This window comes from Limosilactobacillus coleohominis, from assembly GCF_016901675.1.
In the GTDB taxonomy this organism is placed as follows: domain Bacteria; phylum Bacillota; class Bacilli; order Lactobacillales; family Lactobacillaceae; genus Limosilactobacillus; species Limosilactobacillus intestinavium.
Genome location: NZ_JACJKU010000097.1, coordinates 1 through 4,246 on the forward strand (window position 1 = coordinate 1; position 4,246 = coordinate 4,246).

Annotated in this window: 4 protein-coding genes; all 4 read right to left on the reverse strand. The window is 33.6% G+C overall.

The features are described 5' to 3' along the window. Positions 1-423: DUF4422 domain-containing protein (locus H5975_RS07395; RefSeq protein ID WP_204785507.1), on the reverse strand; the 423-nt coding region annotated here is incomplete at its 3' end. Further along, positions 423-1,868 carry a flippase gene (locus tag H5975_RS07400; protein ID WP_204785508.1) on the reverse strand — a complete coding sequence of 482 codons (1,446 nt, stop codon included), beginning with the start codon at positions 1,866-1,868 and terminating at the stop codon, positions 423-425. The genes H5975_RS07395 and H5975_RS07400, both read right to left, overlap by 1 nt. A 2-nt stretch (positions 1,869-1,870) precedes the next feature. Beyond that, complete coding sequence (gene glf, locus H5975_RS07405) at positions 1,871-2,992, reverse strand: UDP-galactopyranose mutase (RefSeq protein ID WP_204785509.1); 1,122 nt, start codon at positions 2,990-2,992, stop codon at positions 1,871-1,873. Between the two features lie 208 nt (positions 2,993-3,200). Next, entirely contained in the window at positions 3,201-4,130 is a 930-nt protein-coding gene (locus H5975_RS07410) for a glycosyltransferase family 2 protein (RefSeq protein ID WP_204785510.1), read from the reverse strand. Between the last annotated feature and the right edge of the window lie 116 nt (positions 4,131-4,246).

Consider the following 4,246-nt stretch of genomic DNA (forward strand, 5'->3'; position numbering starts at 1 on the left):
ATCTTTAATATGGTGGTTAGTATTATATTGATCCCATAATGTTCCTTCCCCACCATAATCTGGTTCAGTAACTATCCAATCATAGCCAACCTTTAAATCCTGATCTAATTTAGTAACTGAAATAGGAGTTATATTACCACTGAATAAATATTTCAAATACATCTGGTTTCGTGAGGAATAATCAGCAAAATACCTTCGGTAATGGGATAATCCAATATTTGTATTTTCACCATGCTTCCACATCCAATATAATCCAGTTAGTTCACAATAACTGCCATTTTTGTCAGAAATGTTATCGCCTTTATTATCTTGTAGAAAATGATCAGGGTTAGCGTTCTTATTAGCGCCTACCAATAATGGAACATAGCCATTAGGTAAATTTTGGTAATTAAAATGTTTATGAGTAATTACATACATCACCATTAATGATTTCTCCTACTCTTTTCTTTCCTTTTTAAAATTAGTTGGAGTGCTTGATCAACAATCGGAGCATGCACTAAAAAAATCCCAACTAAATAAACAAAAGCTCCTACTATAACTTCCAATGCAAGATTGGGTACCGACATTCTAATAATGTGTGAAAGTCGAAAGACAATTAAAAACATTACTAAACCACAAATAAAGTATTTCCAAACCGAACTAAACAGTCTTCTTCGACTAATTGTTGTCCTAATATAAAATAACTGAACTGCAGTCACAGCTAACTCAGATATATCTGTAGCGAGAGCTGCCCCTTTGGCTGCAAAAAGCGCAATTAAAAAAACATTAGCTACAACATTCACGATAGCTCCAATGGAAACAGAAATAGTATATTCATTGGTTCGGTTTACTGGCATTAGATACTGTGTCCCAGTTACATTACTCCATGCAATGAACAAAATTATTGGCGCTTCCATCACCATTAATTCTCCAGCAGGAGCAAACGCTTGTCCCAAAAACCATGGAGCTAACGGTTCGGCGATTGCCATTAATCCAAACATCATCGGTACCGCTAACGCAGTGATAAAGTCAAAGGAATTATATAGACTATCACGAACGCCTTTGATATTACCATTTGAAAATTTATTAGCAATATGTGGAAGCATTACCTGCCCAGATGCTGTCACAACAGCTAGAATAACTTTAACGATTTTATCAGTATTCTCAAATTGACCCAGTTGATTTTGCGTTGCCATCCTACCAAGCATTAAACGATTAACGACTAAATAAATTTGAGTAGTGATTGTCGGAATGAAAAGCAACAGTGAAGGATAGAAGTGAGAGAAGGGTTCCCAATCTCTCAACGGAATCCAGGTAATTTCCTTTTTTAAATATGGCCAAAGAGTTAAATTACCGACTAAGTTAGAACCACCTAAAATAACTATATACTTACCTAAATCATTATGGCTTTTAACAAGTACAAAGATTAAAATAACTGAAATAATTTTAACAACGAGATTTCTTGTTACAGTTCGTTGGAAGTTTTCCATCCCCATAAAGTACCATGAAACATCGACACCAGCTGCAATAATCCAAAACGTTTGTAACAAAAAATAGCGCTGAAAGGTGGTACTAAAGAGAAAAACTGCTGTTAAATATAAAGCCAACGCAAAAAGAATTGTTAACACTTGCAGTGATTCAATTCCCCAAAAAATGGTTGATCTTCGTTTCTTGTTTTCCCTGTGGTAGGCAATTTCTCGATTACCATATAAAGAAATTCCCATTTGACCAATTAACATAAAAAAGGTCATCCAGCTATTTGTATACGAGTTAATTCCCACTAAATCCGGTCCCAAAACACGAGATATGTATGGAACAGTAATAAGTGGAACTATCAACAATAAGACTTGATAGACGACATTATACAAATAGTTTTTAATGACCTTCATAGTTAGTTGTCAAACTCCTTATCAACAATCTTTAGTGCAGCTGCAAGTACCTGGTCCATGTTGTAATAACGGTACTGACCAAGGCGACCACCAAAAATTACATTCTTAGCATCTTTTTGTGCTAATTCAACGTATTGTTTGTACAAATTATTGTTTTTAGAATTATTAACTGGGTAGTAGGGTTCATCACCACGATGCCAGTCTGCCGGGTATTCACGAGTGATGATTGTTTTATTTTTATCACCTTTACCAAATTCAAAGTGTTTATGTTCGATGATTCTAGTAAATGGGGTTTTCGCATCCGTATAATTAATAACGGCATTGCCCTGATAGTTATCTTCATTTAACTCTTCAGTTTCAAAATGTAGACTCCGATATTCTAGTTCGCCAAGTCGATAATCAAAAAATTGATCAATCATCCCAGTGAAGACAATTTTGGGATACCTTTTAAGGTACTCATCCTTCTTGTCAAAGAAGTCGGCCCCGGTTTCTACATCAATTAAATCGCTGTCTAACATTTTTTCAACAATTTGTGTATAACCACCAATTGGAATTCCTTGATAATCGTCATTAAAATAATTGTTATCATAAGTCAACCGAACAGGCAAACGACGAATAATGAAAGCAGGCAATTCAGTTGCTTTTCGTCCCCACTGTTTTTCAGTATACCCTTTAATGAGTTTTTCATAAATATCCCGACCAATCAATGAGATTGCTTGTTCTTCAAGATTTTGTGGCTTTTTTCCAGCCATTTCTTGCCGTTGTTCATTAATTTTTGCCAGAGCCTCCTTCGGAGTACGAACTCCCCACATCTTATTAAAGGTGTTCATATTGAAAGGAAGGTTGTACATTTCACCGTTATAATTAGCTACTGGAGTGTTAGTATAGCGGTTGAAGTCAGCAAATTGGTTCACATAGTTCCAAATTTTTTTATTTGAAGTATGGAATATATGTGCACCATATTGATGAACTTGGATTCCATCAATCTCTTTAGTATAAATATTTCCGGCAACATGGTCACGTTTATCAATGACCTTAACACGCTTACCACGTTTAGCAGCTTCATGAGCAAATGTGGCACCAAACAATCCCGTACCAACTATTAGATAATCATACTTTTGCATAACAAACTCCTTAAATTATTACTCTAATAGCAAATTATCAATTACAACATCCAATTTATAACTAATTTGCTAAACCATCATAAAGTCGTATATATTTCTTGCAAATGACATAATTATACTCTCAACTATTCCATTAGTATAGTTAGAGTATCCTAAGTTAATTAATATCCCAATTCTTTTATATACACATCGATCAAGTTTTTCTTGTCTATTTATGATTAAAAAACACTAAATACCAGTCAAGTAAGTACTGTCGATAGCGTGGATAAAGGTTCCAATACTTTAATAATTGAACTCCATAAATAATATTTTTACTATCATAAAATTTTTCTCTTAAGTGTAAGTAGTGATCAGTTGCCTTAATTAGCTTTTGCTTTTTTTCCAATGAAGATGTATTAGGAAAAATAGTCAAGAAGTCATTAACTGAATTATTAAACATTACAGAGCTTTTAATCCAATCATATTTCTTAGCTTTAGACTTAAGTGATCTACTTTCTCTTGCAAAAGCGCTAGTGCTGTGTTGACGCCATTTAATTAGAGGTTCTGTATAAAGATATAAAGAATCTGTAAATAATGCTAAACACCAAGCTAGCTCGTCGTGAGGATAATTTTTATCCCAGACTTTAGAAATAGGGTTAACAAAGTTTTTTCTAACACAATATGTACAGCCAGGCGCCTTAACATCCATGTAATTATTATATAGATTAATTTTTTTAAGATCATGGCCTGCAGAATATGGCCCCACACTACCTAATCCACTTTCCGTAAATTTTTGATAGTTAGATGCTAATACATTAATTTGGGGATTAGCTAACATTATTTTTTCCATAACTTTTAACTTATTTGGGAGCCAGATATCGTCCTGATCACTAAGAAATATTAGATCTCCTTGAGCTTCATGCATTCCTTCCATAAAATTGGCTCGCCAACCAATATTTTTTTGATTGACTTTAATTTGCCAATTTTCTAAATGGTGTTTCTTAATAAATTGACGAACAATTTCAACTGTTTGGTCTGTTGAACCATCATCCCTTATTAAAACCTCATCCGGCTTTTTTTCTTGTTGTTGGATTGATTCCAGTTGTTCTTTAATATATTGCTCACCATTATAGGATGACATAACAACCGATAGCTTCATCAACTGATCCCCCATTTAATAATCAAAAGTATGATAATAATTAACTAAACAATCAACGTGTTCAATACCAATTAATTTTTAGTAACATATATATTTCTCTTTAAAATTGCAAATTT

Bases quoted from the DNA above. Each gene is read 5' to 3' on its own strand.
- glf (WP_204785509.1), bottom strand. From the start codon at position 2,992: ATGCAAAAGTATGATTATCTAATAGTTGGTACGGGATTGTTTGGTGCC.
- H5975_RS07400 (WP_204785508.1), bottom strand. From the start codon at position 1,868: ATGAAGGTCATTAAAAACTATTTGTATAATGTCGTCTATCAAGTCTTA.
- H5975_RS07410 (WP_204785510.1), bottom strand. From the start codon at position 4,130: ATGAAGCTATCGGTTGTTATGTCATCCTATAATGGTGAGCAATATATT.